This is a genomic window from Streptomyces sp. NBC_01591, assembly GCF_035918155.1.
In the GTDB taxonomy this organism is placed as follows: Bacteria; Actinomycetota; Actinomycetes; order Streptomycetales; family Streptomycetaceae; genus Streptomyces.
In genome coordinates this window covers 4,312,111-4,326,937 of sequence record NZ_CP109327.1, presented here as the reverse complement: position 1 = coordinate 4,326,937, position 14,827 = coordinate 4,312,111, and the positions used below count along the sequence as shown (strand labels likewise).

Below are 14,827 nucleotides of genomic sequence, written 5' to 3'. Positions count from 1 at the left end.
GACTTGAGTTGCCCCACACAATCTCTCGGAGATAAATATCCCCATCGGGGTGATTGTGAGTGGCGGCCGCCGGTTGGAGACTGTCTCCGACAACAGGAGGTGTTGAGCTGTGCCGAAGTCGCGCGCGGACAGGGGGAACCGTGTATCCACGGTCCTTGCACGGCAGTTGGGCGGTCAGCTACTGAGCTTCAGGGAAGCTGCCGGACTGAACCAGACGCAGGCTGCGGCGGTCCTCAGCTCTCAGGCGGCCAAGGTCGCCAAGATGGAGCATGGCTGGGTTCCGTTCCGGGACCCCGATGTCGTGGCGCTCTGCCAGGCGTACGGGGTCACCAGCCCGGATGCTGTGGACGCTCTGCTCCGACTGGCCAAGCTGGACCGCGAGCGGCGGAGGGCGAAGGGCTGGTGGGTCACTTCGCTGACGCCGGGAAGCCTGCGTGAGTACATTGCCATGGAGGATGTCGCTCTCAGGCTGCGCACGTGGCAGCTCGCTCTGGTTCCAGGCTTGTTCCAGACGCCCGAATACATGAGGGCTCTCTCGGTCGCTGCGGTCTCGCCCGACCGGATCGACGAGGTCGAGCGTCTGGTGGACGTGCGTTTGCGCCGCCAACGGCGCCTGCGTGGCGACAACCCGCTGCGGGTGCACGCGGTGATCTGGGAGGCGGCACTGCGGCAGATGATTGGTGGCCCACAGGTCATGCGGCAGCAGCTTGAACATCTATGTTCGCTGGCTGAGGAGCCCAGTATCGACGTGCAGGTGCTTCCGTTCCGGGCGGGAGTGCACTTGTGCGGCGGCGGGCCCTTCAACATCCTGTCGTTCGCGGAGTCCGGCGCGCTGGATGTGGTGCACATGGACGGCCTGCGCTCTACCAACTGGGTTGAGGGGGCCGAGGAAAGCGCCGCCTACACTGAATTGTTCGCACGTACCTGCGCCACGAGTCTGTCGCCGTACGACTCGCTGCGGGTCATGGAGAGCATTGCCAAGGGGATGAACGAGTGACCGATTTTCGCTTCAGGAAGTCCAGCTACAGCGAGCCGAACGGCGAGTGCGTAGAAGTGGCCCGCAACATCCCCCACACCGTCGCCGTCCGCGACTCCAAGCGGACCGACGGCCCCGTCATCGTCCTCGGTCCCGCCGCCTGGGAGGCCTTCCGGGCCGGGCTGGTCCGCTCGTCGGACTGACCCGGCCCGGCCGGCTAGCGCTCTGACTCCACCACCCTTCCCGGTACGAGTAGGGCGAGGGTGCTGCGTGCTTCACGCCGCAGCGCGCGACGCCGGGCGAAGGTCGCGGTGAGAGCGAGAATCGAGACCGTGCCCCCGTAGAACACGGCGGCAATCGTGGAGAGGAGCCCGATCGGCATCGGGCACGCACCTTTCTTCCCCCGCTCGGCCCGCCCGGCTCACAGCCCGGGGCGGGCGTTGATGCGTTTCCTCTCCATCGTACGAACGCCGTCAACTCCCTTTACCGCGCGTACGAGCAGCGTTCAGCATGCCCGGCCTCTTGTCAGACACCGTTGTTACGTTGACGCGAGGATCTCGCTTCGACCTCTGGAGAGGGCGTATGTACGACGAACGGCTCGCCGAGTTTTCCCGCGAGCGGCTGGACGGCCGTCCGATACCCGACGATCTGCGCGTGCTGCTGGTGGCGCAGTGGGAAGGCCGCACCGACTTGACCCGCCTTCTCGACCTCGACTTCTTCGAGGCGGGAGAGGTCCACCCGCTCCTGGACACCAGCTATCTGAGCGAAAAGGAACTCGCGGACCCGGAGATGCAGGCCGTCAACGCCGGAGCCGCGGAGATGGCCAAGTACGTCAAGCTCGTGGCGAAGGGCGGAAAGGGGTGGATCGGCTACTGGCTGCACCCCGGCGAAACCGCGGATCGTGCCTGGCACCTCATAGAGCTGGACACCGAGTTCACCTTCTGGGGCATGGTCGGCCTCACCCTGACCGAGGGGGCCGCCGCCGAGCGGGCAAGCTACCAGGACGAGCCCGACGAGCGAATCGCGTTCACACAACTGGCCGCCGAACTCGCCGAGCTTGGCCTACCGCTGAGCACTCAGGACTACGACGCCCTCGATGACACCGAGTACACGGTGGTCCCGGAGGGACTCATGGAGGAGCTGATCGAAGCCGAACGCGAGAGGCGCGGTCTTCGCTGAGCGGGGAGACGCCAGCGCCCCGGGTGCCGCAACGGGAGGTGGTTGCCATATTGGCCGCCGCCGGTCATGAGGTATCTCGTTCGTCGGTCGAGCCCATGAAGACACGGACAGCCCCCTCCGGGCTCGTGGACGAGCACCCGGGGTTTTGCCGTCTATCCGCTGGTCAACGTGCGTATGGCCACCAGGAATTGGGCGGCAGGGGCCCGCTGTTAGGGTGGCCGGATGGCATCGGTCAAGAAGGTCCAGATCACTTTCGACTGCGCTGATCCCGAGCGCGTCGCCCGTTTCTGGTGCGAGGTGCTGGGGTACGTCGCACCTCTGCCGCCGGAGGGGTTTGACTCCTGGGACGCCTATAACGACTCACTGCCGCCCGAGGAGCGGGGTGCGTGGTTCGCGTGCTCCGATCCCACGGGTGAGGGCCCGCGCATGTACTTCCAGCGCGTTCCCGAAGGGAAGGTCGCCAAGAACCGGGTGCACGTCGATGTGCGGGCCGGCACCGGGCTCGTGGGTGCGGAGCGGCTGGCCGTGCTCGAGGCCGAACGCGATCGGCTGGTGGCGCTCGGCGCGGTGTGCGTGAAGGTGCTGTATGCCGACGAGGACAACGAGTCGTGCATCAATATGCAGGACGTCGAGGGCAACGAGTTCTGTCTCGACTGAGCATCTCCGGTACGGCGAGAGGGGGCCCGCGTGGTGCGGGCCCCCTCTGTGCGTGCGTTACCGGACCGGACTACTTCTTGAAGGAGTAGTCCATGATCTTCTTCATGTCCGCGGTGCGGTTGGCCGCGCTCGTGGAGGCGAGCACCGTGCCGATGACCGTCTTGCCGTTACGGGTCGCGGCGAAGACCAGGCAGTACTTGGCCGTCGGGCCGGAGCCGGTCTTCACGCCGATGGCGCCGCTGTAGCTGCTGAGCATGGTGTTGGTGTTGGACCACGACATGTAGCGGTAGCCGCCGGACTTCGTGGTGACCTTCTGCTTGGTCGACTTGGTCTTGACGACCGAGCGGAAGGTGGAGTGCTTCATCGCGCTGCTGGCGATCTTCGTCAGGTCGCGCGGCGTCGAGTAGTTCGAGCCGTTCCCTATGCCGTCGAACGAGTCGAAGTGGGTGTTCTTCAGCCCGAGGGACTTGGCCTGGGCGTTCATCTTGCCGATGAACGACTTCACGCGGGCCGCGCGGGTGGAGCCGGAGCCGAACTTGTCGGCCAGCGCGTAGGCGGCGTCGCAGCCGGACGGCAGCATCAGGCCGTACAGCAGCTGGCGGACCGTGACCTTGTCGCCCACGATGAGGCGGGCCGACGAGGCGCCCTTGGAGACGATGTAGTCGCTGTACGCCTTCTGGATCGTGACCTTGGAATCCAGGTTCAGGTTCTTCTGCGACAGCACCACCTTGGCCGTCATGATCTTGGTGGTGGAGCCGGTGGAACGACGGGTGTCCGCGGTCTTGGCGAACAGGGACTTCGCGGTGCCGTTGTTCATCACGTACCCGCCCGGGGCGGTGATCTTGGGGTTGGGCGGCGTGGCGGCCTGCGCGGTGGAGGCGAACGCGCTGCCCGCGATGACGGCACCTGCCGTCAGGGCCACGGTGGCAGTGGCGGAAACACGGTTTATACCCTTGATGCCCTTAATGCCGAATTTCAACTTGAACGCTCCAAATGCCCCTGGAATGCGGCCACATGGGTGTGCCGCTCGGTGGTGAGACTCACGAGACCGGGGGATGGATGTGCTGATTCCTGGGGCAATTTCGGGGCTACGGATGATTCCGGCCAAGATCGTACGAAGTGGAGCGGGTGCACCCGGGGTGGGTGTGCCTCCGTCCGGATCCCGGACCGGTTCCGCGATGCACGCATGTTGTATCTATGCTGTGTACATGCCTGCCGCACCCCCAGCCGTGAAGCCTGTCGTGAAGCCTGTCGTGAAGCCTGTCGCGAAGTCAGCCGTGAAGTCCCCCACCAAGCAGCCGGCCGCCGCCGAGCGCGTCTACGCCCACATCAAGGAGGCGGTCCTGGACCGCCGTTACGAGGGCGGCACGCTGCTCACCGAAGGCGATCTCGCGGAGGCCGTCGGTGTCTCCCGCACCCCCGTGCGCGAGGCGCTGCTGCGGCTGGAGGTCGAGGGGCTGATCAAGCTGTATCCGAAGAAGGGTGCCCTCGTCCTCGCCGTCTCCGCGCAGGAGATCGCGGATGTGGTGGAAACCCGGCTGCTGGTCGAGGAGTTCGCGGCCCGCAAGGCCGTGCCCGCCTCCGCGCAGCTGATCGCCCGGCTCGAAGAACTCCTGGAGGAGCAGCGGCAGCTGGCCGAGGCCGGGGACCTGGCGGAGGTGTCCGTGAAGGACCGCTGCTTCCACGCCGAGATCGTGCGCAATGCGGGCAACGACATCCTCTCGCGCCTCTACGACCAGCTGCGCGACCGGCAGTTGCGGATGGGCGTCGCCGTAATGGAGGCGCACCCGGGGAGGATCGCCGCCAACATCACCGAGCACGGTGAGCTGCTGGAGGCGATCAGGGCCGGTGACGCGGACGGTGCCGCACAGGTCGTGCGGCGCCATGTCAGCCGGGTCAAGGTGCTGGTCAGGGGTGAGGACCGGTGAGTTCCGCCGCCGCTCCCACCCTGTCCCTGCCCGGCGATCCACCCGGCGGCCGGCGTGCCGCGTGGGTCTGGGGCATCGGCGTCGCCGTCTACTTCGTCGCCATCATCTTCCGGACCAGCCTGGGCGTCGCCGGACTCGACGCCGCCGACCGGTTCCACGTCAACGCCTCCGCGCTCTCCACGTTCTCCATCCTTCAGCTGCTCGTCTACGCGGGCATGCAGATACCCGTCGGCCTGATGGTCGACCGGCTCGGCACCAAGAAGGTCCTCACCTTCGGGGCCGTCCTGTTCACCCTGGGGCAGCTCGGTTTCGCGCTCTCCCCCTCGTACGGCATGGCGCTGGCCTCCAGGGCGCTGCTCGGCTGCGGTGACGCGATGACGTTCATCAGCGTGCTGCGGCTCGGCGCCCGCTGGTTCCCGGCCCGGCGCGGCCCGCTGATCGGTCAGGTCGCGGCGCTCTTCGGGATGGCGGGCAACCTCGTCTCGACGCTCTTCATCGCACGGGCCCTGCACGGATTCGGCTGGACCACCACGTTCGCCGGCAGCTCCGTCGCCGGGGTCGTCGTTCTCGTCCTGCTGCTGCTGTTCCTGAAGGATCACCCCGAGGGCCATGAGCCGCCGCCCGCGGAGCACGCGGGCGCCGCCTATGTGCGCAAGCAGATCGCCGCGTCCTGGCGGGAGCCCGGCACCCGGCTCGGAATGTGGGTGCACTTCACCACGCAGTTCCCGGCCATGGTGTTCCTGCTGCTGTGGGGGCTGCCGTTCCTGGTGGAGGCACAGGGGCTCAGCCGGTCCACCGCCGGTGAGCTGCTCACCCTGGTGGTGCTCTCCAACATGGCCTTCGGGCTGGTCTACGGGCAGATCATCGCCCGCCACCACGCGGCCCGCGCCCCGCTGGCCCTCGGCACGGTCACGGTGACGGCGCTGCTCTGGGCGTCGGCCATCTTCTACCCGGGCGACCATGCGCCGATGTGGCTGCTGATCGTGCTGTGCGTGGTGCTCGGCGCGTGCGGCCCGGCCTCGATGATCGGTTTCGACTTCGCCCGGCCGGCCAACCCGCCGGAGCGTCAGGGCACCGCGTCGGGCATCGTCAACATGGGCGGCTTCATCGCCTCGATGACCACGCTGTTCGCCGTCGGTGTGCTGCTGGACGCCACCGGTGACAACTACCGGATCGCGTTCGCCTCGGTCTTCGTGCTGGAGGCGCTCGGCGTCGTGCAGATTCTGCGGCTGCACTCCAGGGCCACGCACCGCGAGCGGAACCACCACGTGGTCAGCCGGGTGGAGGCCGTGCACGTCCCCGTGTGACCGCTGCTCGCGCCGGACCGGCGGCGCGCCCGTCCTCACCTGCGACGGGCGCCGCCGGTCATGGCGTCACGTGGTCACGGCGTCACGGCGAAGTTCCGCAGGATCGCCGTCGCCAGGTCCTGGTCGCCCTCGACCTTGACCCGCTCGGCGACCGCACCCGCGCGCACCCGCCCGCAGGCGAGGAGGAAGTACGTCTCCCAGTCCATCGCCAGCGTCACCACGGGCCCGAGCGACGGCGAACCGTCCACCGAACCACGGCCCTCCGCGTCGACCCTGACAGTGCGCAGGAACTCCAGCGGCCCGTGCACATCGAGCACGACCGCCGAATTGGCCGGTGCGCCCGCGTCCTTGGCGACCACCTTCGGCAGTGCCTCCAGCAGGGTGTCCCGGACGACGGTCGCGCCGGGGGAGTCCAGATTGCCGGGCCGGCCCAGCGTCGCGCGCAGGTCCTGCTCGTGCACCCAGACGTCGAAGACGCGCATCCGCAGCGCCAGTTCGAGGGTCTGCTCGGCGCCGAGCGGCGCGCGGACCATGGTCTCGGGGGCACGTGTCTCGTTGCGGAGCTGACGTGCCCGGCGGATGATCGTGTACTCCAGCTCGGAGGTCATCTCCGGCGCGGTGTGGTGCCGCCGCACATCGACCTGCATCTCCATGTAGCGGGCGAAGTCGCTCTGTACGTGGTAGAGGTCGCGGGGCAGGGAGTGGATCGGGCGCGGGTCGCCGAGCTGCTCGCACTCCATGCCGATGACGTGCGAGACGATGTCACGCACCGACCAGGCGGGGCACGGCGTACGGCGGTTCCACTCTCTCTCGGCGAGCGGCTTCACCAGCTCGGCTATCGACTCGATGGAGTGGGTCCAGGCATCGGCGTAGTTCTGGAGGCTGGGATGGACGGTCACGGGACCCCTCGTGCGGTTCTGCGGTGCATGGGCTGGAGAGCTGGGCGCGGGCGGCGGGCGGCGGGCTGCGTGGGAGGTTCGTTCGCTAAGTTACGCTGCGAGCAGGCACCCCGGCAGTGCTTTCGTGTGACGATCGTAGGCCCGTGTTGACGGCTCGAATGCCAGGACGGTGGTAGTGTGCGCGCCTCCCTCATCCAGATCGCAGTAGACCCGGACGAATCCGTCGACTCCCGCAGGCAACGCGCGGCTTCGCTGGTCGCGGGCCGGCGCGGCGCGGACCTGGTGGTTCTTCCCGAACTCTGGCCGGTCGGCGCCTTCGCGTACACCACCTTCGAGGACGAGGCCGAACCGCTCCAGGGGCCCACCCACGACATCATGGCCAAGGCCGCGGCCGACGCCGGGGTCTGGCTGCACGCGGGCTCCTTCGTCGAGCGCGCCGCCGACGGCACCCTCTACAACACCTCGCTCGTCTTCACGCCCGAGGGCGAGCGGGCCGCCGCGTACCGCAAGATCCACCGCTTCGGCTTCGACAAGGGCGAGGCGGTCATGATGGGCGCCGGCGAGGAACTGGTCACGGTCGCCCTGCCGCAGACCACCCTCGGCCTCGCCACCTGTTACGACCTGCGCTTCCCGGAGATGTTCCGCGGCCTGGTCGACGCGGGCGCCGAGACGCTGATCGTCGCGGCGGGCTGGCCCGAGCGGCGCCGCGCCCACTGGACGCTGCTGGCCCAGGCCCGTGCCGTCGAGAACCAGTCGTACGTCCTGGCCGTCGCCACCGCGGGCACCCATGCCGGGGTCGAGCAGGCCGGGCACAGCATCGTCGTCGACCCGTGGGGCGAGGTGCTCGCGGAGGCGGGCGCGGGCGAGGAGGTGCTCAGCGTGGAGTTCGACCCGGCGAGGGTGGCGACGACCCGGGAGCAGTTCCCGGCCCTCAAGGACCGCCGCCTGGGGCTGAACCCGCCCTCCTAGGCCGGTTTCCCGCTGTTTCACGTGAAACCGCGCTCAGGACTCAGTCCTCGCGCTCCTTGTCCGCGAGCACGATGACGCAGACCGATACGGCGATCAGCAGCGCCGCGTCGGCGTCCTCCCGTACGACGTCGATGCCGTAGGTGTCCCGGACGGTCAGCCGGCGCCGGGAGATCTGGGCCAGCAGTTCCCCGTCGTAGTCGATGGCGAACTCGCGGTCCAGGATCTTGCCGCTGACGTCGAGTTCGGTGCCGTCGACCAGCGTGACCCGGTAGTGGTTGCGCAGCAGCGACAGCCGCTTGCGCTTGATCCTGGCGAGCTGTTCGCCGTCGCGCTCGATGAGCATCGTGTCGCGCAGGCTGAGCAGCTTCTGCCGGATCTCGACCAGGATCCGGCCCCGTGCGTCCTTCAGCTCGAAGGTGTCCCGCACCCGCATGGCCTTGCCGTCGACGAGGAACACCTTGCGGCCGTCCGCGTCCTCGATCCAGTAGTCGTCACCGACGGCGAAGAGTCGTTCACGCACCAGGAATCTCATGGCTCACAGGTTCCCCGAGGTCCCTGCGGAATGTGTGGACGCCACGGTGATGTTGACTGTTCACATGGCAACACGTGCGCGCGTCAGGGCCCCCGAACTGGTCGGCAAGGGCGGCTGGCTCAACACAGGCGACCAGCAGTACACCCTCGCTGACCTGCGAGGACGCATTGTGGTCCTGGATTTCTGGACCTTCTGCTGTGTGAACTGTCTGCATGTTCTCGATGAGCTCCGCGAGCTGGAGGAGAAGCACCGCGACACCCTGGTGATCATCGGGGTGCACTCGCCGAAGTTCGTCCACGAGGCCGAGCACCAGGCCGTCGCCGACGCCGTCGAGCGATACGAGGTGCACCACCCGGTCCTCGACGATCCGGAACTGGCGACCTGGAAGCAGTACGCCGTACGGGCCTGGCCCACGCTGGTCGTCATCGACCCCGAGGGCTATGTCGTCGCCCAGCACGCCGGTGAGGGCCATGCGCACGCCATTGCGAAGCTGGTCGAGGAGCTGGAGGCCGAGCACGCGGCGAAGGGCACGCTGCGCCGCGGCGACGGCCCCTATGTCGCACCCGAACCGGTCGCCACGCATCTGCGCTTCCCCGGCAAGGCCCTGCTCCTGCCGGACGGTGGCTTCCTCGTATCCGACACCACCCGCCACCGCCTGGTCGAACTCGGACCCGACGGCGAGACGGTGCGCCGCCACATCGGTGCGGGCGAGCGGGGGTTCGCCGACGGCGGGCCCGACGAGGCCCGGTTCTCCGAGCCGCAGGGGCTCGCCGTGCTGCCCGACGGCCGGATCGCGGTCGCCGACACGGTCAACCACGCCATCCGGGCCCTCGATCTCGGCACCGGGGCGACGACGACGCTCGCCGGCACCGGCCGCCAGTGGTGGCAGGGGTCGCCGACGTCCGGACCGGCCCGCGAGGTCAACCTCTCCTCCCCCTGGGACGTCGCCTGGTTCGCGGACCGGCTGTGGATCGCCATGGCGGGCGTGCACCAGCTGTGGACGTACGACCCCGCGACGCAGACCGTCCAGGTGGCGGCGGGTACGACCAATGAGGGCCTGGTCGACGGGCCGGCCGCCGAGGCCTGGTTCGCCCAGCCGTCCGGGCTGGCCACGTCCGCCGACGGGGAGCGGCTCTGGGTCGCCGACTCGGAGACGTCCGCCCTTCGGTACGTCGAGCGCGACGGGGACGGCTTCGCCGTCCGTACGGCCGTCGGCACCGGGCTCTTCGACTTCGGGCACCGCGACGGCGCAGCCGGACAGGCCCTGTTCCAGCACCCGCTGGGGGTGACCGCGCTGCCCGACGGGTCCGTCGCCGTCTGCGACACGTACAACCACGCGCTGCGGCGCTACGACCCCGCGAGCGGTGAGGTCACCACCCTGGCCACGGATCTGCGCGAGCCCAGCGACGCCGTGCTGGTCGACGGCGATCTCGTCGTCGTCGAGTCCGCCCGGCACCGGCTGACCCGGCTGCGACTGCCCGAGGAGGCCGTGCGCGTGGCCGACCAGGCGCACCGCACGCAGCGCGCGGCCACCGAGATCGCCCCGGGCACGCTCCGGCTCGACGTGGTCTTCCAGGCGCCCGCCGGGCAGAAGCTGGACACCCGGTACGGCCCCTCGACCCGGCTGCTGGTCTCCGCGACCCCGCCCGAGCTGCTGGCGGAGGGCGCGGGGCCAAAAACGGACCTGTTCCGTGACCTGGTCCTGGCCGACGACGTCACCGAGGGCGTCCTGCACGTGTCGGCGATGGCGGCGTCCTGCGACGACGACCCCGCGAACGAGTACCCGGCCTGCCATGTCCACCAGCAGGACTGGGGCGTCCCCGTCCGGGTGGGCGCCGGGGGAGCGTCCCGGCTGCCGCTGGTGCTGGCGGGAATGGACGAGCAGGGCTGAGGGTCCCGGGCCCGGTCGCGCGACCGGGCCCGAAGGGCTCACCCGTCGTCGGTGAGCCGGCGGACCGCCTCCTCGTACCGCTTGCGGTACTCCGGCTCGGCCGTCACCCGCAGCAGCGCCTGGAGGGCCCGCACCGTGCCCTCGTCGTAACCGGCCCGCTCCGCCTCCTCGGCCGCCCTGTCCAGCAGCCGGATCCCGTCGTTCTCCTCGCCGAGCGCCAGACGGGCTTCGCCGCTGGTGGTCAGCAGCAGCACCCGGCGGGCGATCTCCTCGTGCTCGGGCCCCAGGTCGAGTGCCGTCCGGGCGGATTCGAGGGCCTCGTGCGGCCGGTTCGCGGTGAGCTGCATCCGGGCGAGGTGCTGGAGCGCCAGCATCTCGGTGTGCGCGTCCTGTTCCGCACGGGCCAGTTCGACGGCCCGCCCGCAGCCCTCCAGCGCCGTGTCGAGCTCCCCCTGCTCGGCCTGGACGACGGCGAGGTTGATCAGCGCGGTCGCCTCGCCGAGCCGGTCGCCGGCCTGCCGGGCCAGCACGGGCGAACGCTCCAGCAGGGCGACGGCCTCGGCGGTCCTGCCCTCCTCGGTCAGCACCCAGCCCAGCAGGTTGAGCACCCTCGACTCTGCGTACGAGTCGTCCTGGGCGCGGGCGGAGTCCAGCGCCAGTTCCAGCAGCGGGGACCAGTTGTCCCGCACCCGCCACACCACCTGCGGCCACTGGAGCAGGATGATCCGCCACGCCCGGTCGTGGAACCCGGCGGTCCGGGCCGCGTCGGCGGCCAGCGCCAGATCGTCGCGTTCGGTCGCCAGCCAGCGCATCGCCGCCTCCCGGTCGACGAAGTCCCGCACGGCGACGGGGCGGCGGTAGTCCTCCGGCAGGACGAAGCAGGGCTCGCCGCCGGGCTCGGCCGTGTCGGCGGCGGCGAGCGCGGTGTCGATGTAGTGGTCGAGGACCCCGATGAGCGCGTCGGGGCCGCCCTCGGGGTCCATGCCGCGGGCGTAGAGGCGCACCAGATCGTGCAGTATCCAGTGCCCGGCGCCCGTCTCGGTGACGAGATGGGCGGCGGCGAGCCGTTCCAGCGCCGCCGCGGCGACGACCGGATCGGTGCCGGCGAGCGCGGCGGCCGTGTACGGGTCGAAGTGGCTGCCGGTGTGGTGGCCGAGCCGGGCGAGCTGGTGGACGGCGTCCTGCGGCAGCTGCTGCACGGTCAGCCGCAGCGCGGCCGAGACGCCGGTGTCGTCCACGTCGAGGTACGTCAGCCGGCTGCGCTCGTCGGCCAGTTCGTCGGCAAGACCGGCCAGCGTCCACGTCGGGCGCCCGGCCAGCCGGGCCGCGGTGACCCGGAGGGCGAGCGGCAGCCCTCCGCAGAGTTCGGCGAGCCGGCGGGCCGCGACCGGTTCGGCGAGCACCCGGTCCTCACCGAGCACACCGGCCAGCAGGGCCGTGCCGTCCGGCGGTTCGAGCACGTCGAGCGGTACGGGACGGGCCGCGTCCGAGGCGATGAGGCCCTCCAGCCGGTGGCGGCTGGTGACCAGCGTGACGCAGTCGGTGCCGCCCGGCAGCAGCGGCCGGACGGTGGCGGAGTGGCGGGCGTTGTCGAGTATGACGAGCAGGCGGCGCCGGTCGGTCAGCGACCGGAAGAGCGCGGCCGCGGCCACGACGGACTCCGGGACACGGCGGGGCGCGACGCCCAGCGCCAGCAGGAATTCGCGCAGCACTTCGATGGCCGCGGGCTCACCGGTGTCGCTGAACCCGCGCAGGTCGGCGAAGAGCCGTCCGTCCGGGAAAGCGGCCGGGTTGCGGTGCGCCCACTGCAGGGCCAGCGCCGTCTTGCCCACCCCGGCCGGTCCGGTGACCAGGCAGACGGGCGCCTCGCCCGCCGCGGCCCGGGTGAGCGCGGCGAGTTCGGCGGCCCGTCCCTGGAAGCCGCGGGGTGCGCGGGGCAGCAGATCGGTGGGGTGCGGCTCGCCGGCGAGGGACGGTACGGGGAGGGGGCGGGGCGGTGCGGGGCTGGGGGCGGCGCCCGTACGGCCGGGCAGCTCGTCCGGGCGGTCGGCCGGTTCTGCAGCGGCCCCGCCGTCCGGTCCGGTCCGCCGGTCCGCCGCCGGACGGGCCGCGGGCACGGCCCCGTTCGAGGCGCCGCCGCGGTTGCCGCTGTCACTGCCGGCGCCCGCCCGGACCGGACCGCGTGCCGCCGTCCCCTGCCCGTCGGGCGCGTTCGGTCCGCCTTCCCGTCCGGCGTCCGGCCCGGGGTCGCCGCGCAGGATCAGCGCGTAGGCGTCGGCGAGTTCGTGTCCCGGGTCGATCCCCAGCTCATCGGCGAGCAGCCGCCTCGTGCGGTGGAACCAGTCCAGCGCCTCCGACTGACGCCCCGCCCGGTACAGCGCCGTCATCAGGGCCGCCGCCAGCGACTCCCGCATCGGATGCGCGACGGCTTCCGCCCGCAGCACCGCCGCCGCCCGGTTGTGCTCCCCCAGCGCGGCGTAGGCGCGCGCCAGTTGTTCGACCGTCGCCAGCCGCGACTCCTCCAGCGAGTGCGCGGCCGCCTGGAGGGGCCTTCCGGCGAACGCGCCGCTGAGCGCCGGGCCCTGCCACAGGGACAGTGCCTCCTTGAGCATCAGTACCGCGTCGGCGGGGCTGCGCTGCCCCCGCGCCAGCGTCAGCAGCTCCTCGAACCGCTGCGAGTCCAGCAGGGTCTCCGGCAGTCGCAGCACATACGCGTCGCCGAGCGTGACCAGCTCCACCCCGTACGCCTCCGCGTCCGCGCCCACCAGCAGGGCGCGCAGCCGGGACACATGGCCCTGGATGACGCTGCGGGCGTGCAGCGGCGGTGCGTCGTCCCACAGGGAGTCCGTCAGCCTGGCAATGGAGACGGGGGTGTTGGCGGACAGCAGCAGCGCGGCGAGCAGGCTGCGGCGCTTGGCGGGACCGAGCGGCAGCGGCCCGGTGAACGTGTCGACGGAGACGGTGCCGAGCAGCCGGAACTCCACGTGCGGCTTCCCTTCCGGGCGGGATGCGCCCGGGGTCGGGCACGGGAAAGTCCCAGGATATCGGGGGTGCCGGGGAGCCGACGAGGGGTCGTGCCCGTTCGGCGGGGTGCGCGCGGAACGGCGCCGTCCCGACGACTGACGGGCCGATGGCCGACGGGCCGGCGCCTCGCGCACCCGGCCCGTCGACGGCCTCGCGGCAGGCGGCTCAGCCCGCCAGGAACACCGTCAGCGCGTTGGCCAGCAGATACGGGTCGTCCGCTCCGCACAGCTCACGGGCGCTGTGCATCGAGAGGATCGCGACGCCGATGTCCACGGTCTGAATCCCGTGCCGGGCAGCGGTGATCGGGCCGATCGTGGTGCCGCACGGCATCGAGTTGTTGGAGACGAACGTCTGCCACGGCACGTCCGCCTTCTGGCACGCCTCCGCGAACAGGGCCCGGCCGCTGCCGTCGGTCGCGTACCGCATGTTGACGTTGACCTTGAGGATCGGTCCGCCGTTGACCACCGGGTGGTGGGTCGGGTCGTGGCGCTCGGCGTAGTTCGGGTGGATCGCGTGACCGGTGTCGGAGGAGAGACAGACGGTCCCGGCGAAGGCGCGGGCGCGGTCCTCGTACGTCCCGCCGCGCGCGAAGACGGAGCGCTCCAGGACCGTGCCGAGCAGCGGCCCGTCGGCGCCGGTGTCGGACTGCGAGCCGTTCTCCTCGTGGTCGAAGGCGGCCATGACCGGGATGTACGGAAGCTCCTCGTCCGACTGCCCGGCGACGGCGCCGAGTGCGGCGGTCGCCGCGTGCACGGAGAGCAGGTTGTCCATCCTGGGCCCGGCCAGCAGCTCGCGGTCCCGGCCCAGATAGGCGGGCGGCTCGACGGGGTGCGGCATCAGGTCCCAGCCGGTCACGTCCTCGGCGTCGACGCCCGCTTCCTCGGCGACGAACCGGATCAGGTCGCCCTCCTCGACGTCCCCGAGCCCCCAGATCGGCTGCATGTGCTTCTGCCGGTCGAGCTTGAGCCCGTCGGGGTTGGCCGACCGGTCCAGATGCACGGCCAGCTGCGGTACGCGCAGCAGCGGCCGGTCGATGTTCACCAGCCGGTGCGTGCCGTCGCGCAGTGAGATCCGGCCGGCGAGGCCGAGGTCCCGGTCGAGCCAGGTGTTGAGGAGCGTCCCGCCGTAGATCTCCACGGCGACCTGCCGCCAGCCGTACGCCCCGGAGTCGGGCAGCGGCTTGACCCGCAGATTCGGCGAGTCGGTGTGCGCCCCGACGATCCGGAACGGGGTGTGCGCCGCGGCGCCCTCCGGCACGTACCAGGCCACGATCGCGCCGCCGCGCAGGACGTACTTGCCGCCGGTGGTCCCGTCCCAGGCCGCGGTCTCCTCGACCTGCCGGAACCCGGCCTTCTCCAGCCGGGCGGCCGCGGTGGCCACGGCGTGGTACGGGGAGGGGGAGGCCATCAGGAAGGCCATCAGGTCGTCGGTGTGCCCGCGGTCGAAGCGGAGGGAGGAACTCATG

The 14,827-nt window shown here is 70.7% G+C and carries 14 protein-coding genes; 8 read left to right on the top strand and 6 right to left on the bottom strand.

Annotated elements, in window-relative coordinates:
• Positions 1-109: 109 nt before the first annotated feature.
• Together OG978_RS20140 and OG978_RS20135 are read left to right on the top strand one after the other, a co-directional pair.
• Positions 110-997, top strand: coding sequence for a helix-turn-helix domain-containing protein (locus tag OG978_RS20140; RefSeq protein WP_326766566.1), 888 nt, complete (start codon positions 110-112; stop codon positions 995-997).
• The gene (locus OG978_RS20135; RefSeq protein WP_326766565.1) at positions 994-1,179 is read left to right on the top strand and encodes a DUF397 domain-containing protein; all 186 of its coding nucleotides are present in this window, start codon (positions 994-996) and stop codon (positions 1,177-1,179) included. Before OG978_RS20140 ends, OG978_RS20135 begins: the two co-directional genes overlap by 4 nt.
• A gap of 14 nt (positions 1,180-1,193) precedes the next feature.
• Here OG978_RS20135 and OG978_RS20130 read toward each other — a convergent pair whose 3' ends face one another.
• Positions 1,194-1,358 carry a hypothetical protein gene (locus OG978_RS20130; RefSeq protein ID WP_326766564.1) on the bottom strand — a complete coding sequence of 55 codons (165 nt, stop codon included), beginning with the start codon at positions 1,356-1,358 and terminating at the stop codon, positions 1,194-1,196.
• A gap of 200 nt (positions 1,359-1,558) precedes the next feature.
• On the opposite strand from OG978_RS20130, the gene OG978_RS20125 reads away from it, so the two are divergent.
• Together OG978_RS20125 and OG978_RS20120 are read left to right on the top strand one after the other, a co-directional pair.
• Positions 1,559-2,155, top strand: coding sequence for a hypothetical protein (locus tag OG978_RS20125; RefSeq protein ID WP_326766563.1), 597 nt, complete (start codon positions 1,559-1,561; stop codon positions 2,153-2,155).
• Positions 2,156-2,377: 222 nt separating this feature from the next.
• Positions 2,378-2,812 carry a VOC family protein gene (locus OG978_RS20120; protein ID WP_326766562.1) on the top strand — a complete coding sequence of 145 codons (435 nt, stop codon included), beginning with the start codon at positions 2,378-2,380 and terminating at the stop codon, positions 2,810-2,812.
• Between the two features lie 70 nt (positions 2,813-2,882).
• Here OG978_RS20120 and OG978_RS20115 read toward each other — a convergent pair whose 3' ends face one another.
• Complete coding sequence (locus tag OG978_RS20115; protein WP_442817720.1) at positions 2,883-3,734, bottom strand: D-alanyl-D-alanine carboxypeptidase family protein; 852 nt, start codon at positions 3,732-3,734, stop codon at positions 2,883-2,885.
• A 286-nt stretch (positions 3,735-4,020) separates the two neighbouring features.
• On the opposite strand from OG978_RS20115, the gene OG978_RS20110 reads away from it, so the two are divergent.
• Together OG978_RS20110 and OG978_RS20105 are read left to right on the top strand one after the other, a co-directional pair.
• On the top strand, positions 4,021-4,740 hold the full coding sequence (locus OG978_RS20110; RefSeq protein ID WP_442817719.1) for a GntR family transcriptional regulator: 720 nt from the start codon (positions 4,021-4,023) through the stop codon (positions 4,738-4,740).
• Positions 4,737-6,047, top strand: coding sequence for an MFS transporter (locus tag OG978_RS20105; RefSeq protein WP_326766560.1), 1,311 nt, complete (start codon positions 4,737-4,739; stop codon positions 6,045-6,047). The genes OG978_RS20110 and OG978_RS20105 overlap by 4 nt, the downstream gene beginning before the upstream one ends.
• Before the next feature lie 74 nt (positions 6,048-6,121).
• Here the strand turns inward: OG978_RS20105 and OG978_RS20100 are convergent, their stop codons facing one another.
• The gene (locus OG978_RS20100) at positions 6,122-6,946 is read right to left on the bottom strand and encodes a maleylpyruvate isomerase family mycothiol-dependent enzyme (protein WP_326766559.1); all 825 of its coding nucleotides are present in this window, start codon (positions 6,944-6,946) and stop codon (positions 6,122-6,124) included.
• A 177-nt stretch (positions 6,947-7,123) separates the two neighbouring features.
• Here OG978_RS20100 and OG978_RS20095 point away from each other — a divergent pair, with 177 nt between their 5' ends.
• Complete coding sequence (locus OG978_RS20095; RefSeq protein ID WP_326766558.1) at positions 7,124-7,915, top strand: carbon-nitrogen family hydrolase; 792 nt, start codon at positions 7,124-7,126, stop codon at positions 7,913-7,915.
• Between the two features lie 40 nt (positions 7,916-7,955).
• On the opposite strand, the gene OG978_RS20090 is transcribed toward OG978_RS20095, so the two are convergent.
• The gene (locus OG978_RS20090; RefSeq protein ID WP_326766557.1) at positions 7,956-8,447 is read right to left on the bottom strand and encodes an LURP-one-related/scramblase family protein; all 492 of its coding nucleotides are present in this window, start codon (positions 8,445-8,447) and stop codon (positions 7,956-7,958) included.
• 64 nt (positions 8,448-8,511) lie between these two features.
• Between OG978_RS20090 and OG978_RS20085 the strand changes: the two genes are divergently transcribed.
• On the top strand, positions 8,512-10,338 hold the full coding sequence (locus OG978_RS20085) for an NHL domain-containing thioredoxin family protein (RefSeq protein ID WP_326766556.1): 1,827 nt from the start codon (positions 8,512-8,514) through the stop codon (positions 10,336-10,338).
• Between the two features lie 38 nt (positions 10,339-10,376).
• Here OG978_RS20085 and OG978_RS20080 read toward each other — a convergent pair whose 3' ends face one another.
• Positions 10,377-13,322, bottom strand: coding sequence for an AfsR/SARP family transcriptional regulator (locus OG978_RS20080; protein ID WP_326766555.1), 2,946 nt, complete (start codon positions 13,320-13,322; stop codon positions 10,377-10,379).
• 205 nt (positions 13,323-13,527) lie between these two features.
• Positions 13,528-14,826 (bottom strand): M18 family aminopeptidase, encoded by a 1,299-nt coding sequence (locus tag OG978_RS20075; RefSeq protein ID WP_326766554.1) that lies wholly within the window; start codon positions 14,824-14,826, stop codon positions 13,528-13,530.
• Position 14,827 lies beyond the last annotated feature (1 nt).

What these genes read in the sequence shown, in the direction of transcription:
- OG978_RS20130 (WP_326766564.1), bottom strand. Translation starts at nt 1,358, where the DNA reads ATGCCGATCGGGCTCCTCTCCACGATTGCCGCCGTGTTCTACGGGGGC.
- OG978_RS20125 (WP_326766563.1), top strand. Translation starts at nt 1,559, where the DNA reads ATGTACGACGAACGGCTCGCCGAGTTTTCCCGCGAGCGGCTGGACGGC.
- OG978_RS20120 (WP_326766562.1), top strand. Translation starts at nt 2,378, where the DNA reads ATGGCATCGGTCAAGAAGGTCCAGATCACTTTCGACTGCGCTGATCCC.
- OG978_RS20110 (WP_442817719.1), top strand. Translation starts at nt 4,021, where the DNA reads ATGCCTGCCGCACCCCCAGCCGTGAAGCCTGTCGTGAAGCCTGTCGTG.
- OG978_RS20090 (WP_326766557.1), bottom strand. Translation starts at nt 8,447, where the DNA reads ATGAGATTCCTGGTGCGTGAACGACTCTTCGCCGTCGGTGACGACTAC.
- OG978_RS20085 (WP_326766556.1), top strand. Translation starts at nt 8,512, where the DNA reads ATGGCAACACGTGCGCGCGTCAGGGCCCCCGAACTGGTCGGCAAGGGC.
- OG978_RS20075 (WP_326766554.1), bottom strand. Translation starts at nt 14,826, where the DNA reads ATGAGTTCCTCCCTCCGCTTCGACCGCGGGCACACCGACGACCTGATG.